Here is a 1376-nt window from a genome sequence, read left to right as displayed (position 1 = left end):
TTCAAGTTTTCATTCAGGACGAATGTACTGATTAACTAATTTTTTGGGGAAAATTAGTTAACCCATCATTATAACATATAATTAATTTGCAAGAGTTCTAATAAAAGAATATTCAAGGCTCATTTAGTAAAGATTCTAAAATTTCGGGGGTTAATCCTCTAGCTTCCGCCTCATCACTAATGTCGTCCATTAGTTTTCTCAAGAAATCGATATCGCTGTTAACTGGCTTTCTAATTAGCAAATCGACAAGAACCCGGACGCGTTCTTGTTCCTCCGGGGATGCGGATTGATAGACTTCTGCCGCTTCGGGACTGACTTCGATCGAAATTTTGCTCATATTATTAAGGCTCATTCTTGCTGTGCTTCGGGGAGTTGTTTGAATAAGTCGATAACTTGTTCGTTGCTTAAGGTTAAGTTCGGCATAGGTCAATTCTAGACACCAGCATGATTAATCAGTTTAACACCGGTCCTTAATGGAGAAGGTTTTCGGTTCGCCTACACCTTCCGGGCTTCGATCGGTTAGAATCGAGAAATTATCGGCCTAGAAAGTCCTTTCATCTTCGCGCTTGCCGTAAAATTATGATTGTCTCTCTCCAAGAAGCTCAAGCCAAACTGCCCGAACTGATATACAATCTCAAACCAGGGGAAGAATTGTTGATTACCGATAATAATCTCCCACTAGCCAAATTAATCGGGCAAACCCCCACATCTCCCCAACGTCCGGGGCCTGGCCTATGTAAAGGAATGATTACCATCGTGGCCGATGATGAAGAACACTTACAAGACTTCGCGGAGTATCTGCATTGAAATGTCTAATCGATACCCATACTCTGCTTTGGTACACACTCAACGAATTCCCACTAAGTAGCGCCGCCCATCAACTAATTATTAACCAAAATAACGAAATATTAATCAGCCCAGCATCCTATTGGGAAATCGCCATCAAAATCAGTATCGGTAAACTCATTTTACATCAATCTTACAAAGATTTTATCGACGTATGCCTTAATCAATATCAATTTAATATCCTTGCCATCACACCAGAACATACGGATGCGCTGATCACCCTTCCTTTTTATCATAAAGACCCCTTTGATCGCCTTCTGGTAGCTCAAGCCATTGTTGAAAATATTCCGATTATTAGTGTAGATACTATTTTAGATCGGTATGGTATTCAACGTCTTTGGTAGGGCGATCGTTTTTCTCAACCTATCGGAAAACTCGACACTATAACCCGTTTCTAATCCCTCGATTTGATGTTTTTCTACCAATTTCCCACGTCTCCTGCGGATAATCTTGCTTCGCGAATATCTTTTAATAAAATCCCATTGAGTAAAGTTCATAATTCATGGTTATTATTTCGATCTAAAAAGTCC

The 1376-nt window shown here is 40.0% G+C and carries 3 protein-coding genes; 2 read left to right on the top strand and 1 reads right to left on the bottom strand.

Annotated elements, in window-relative coordinates; all coding sequences use genetic code 11:
• Positions 1 to 112: 112 nt before the first annotated feature.
• The gene (locus tag PX636_RS14800) at positions 113 to 337 is read right to left on the bottom strand and encodes a C2H2-type zinc finger protein (RefSeq protein WP_288117682.1); all 225 of its coding nucleotides are present in this window, start codon (positions 335 to 337) and stop codon (positions 113 to 115) included.
• A 242-nt stretch (positions 338 to 579) separates the two neighbouring features.
• Here PX636_RS14800 and PX636_RS14795 point away from each other — a divergent pair, with 242 nt between their 5' ends.
• Positions 580 to 807 (top strand): type II toxin-antitoxin system Phd/YefM family antitoxin, encoded by a 228-nt coding sequence (locus PX636_RS14795; protein ID WP_002763578.1) that lies wholly within the window; start codon positions 580 to 582, stop codon positions 805 to 807.
• Entirely contained in the window at positions 804 to 1190 is a 387-nt protein-coding gene (locus PX636_RS14790) for a type II toxin-antitoxin system VapC family toxin (RefSeq protein WP_288117681.1), read from the top strand. The genes PX636_RS14795 and PX636_RS14790 overlap by 4 nt, the downstream gene beginning before the upstream one ends.
• Positions 1191 to 1376: the final 186 nt, after the last annotated feature.

Origin of the sequence: Microcystis sp. M53598_WE2, from assembly GCF_030067735.1 — a bacterium.
In the GTDB taxonomy this organism is placed as follows: Bacteria; Cyanobacteriota; Cyanobacteriia; order Cyanobacteriales; family Microcystaceae; genus Microcystis; species Microcystis aeruginosa.
This window is presented reverse-complemented; position numbering and strand designations above follow the sequence as displayed.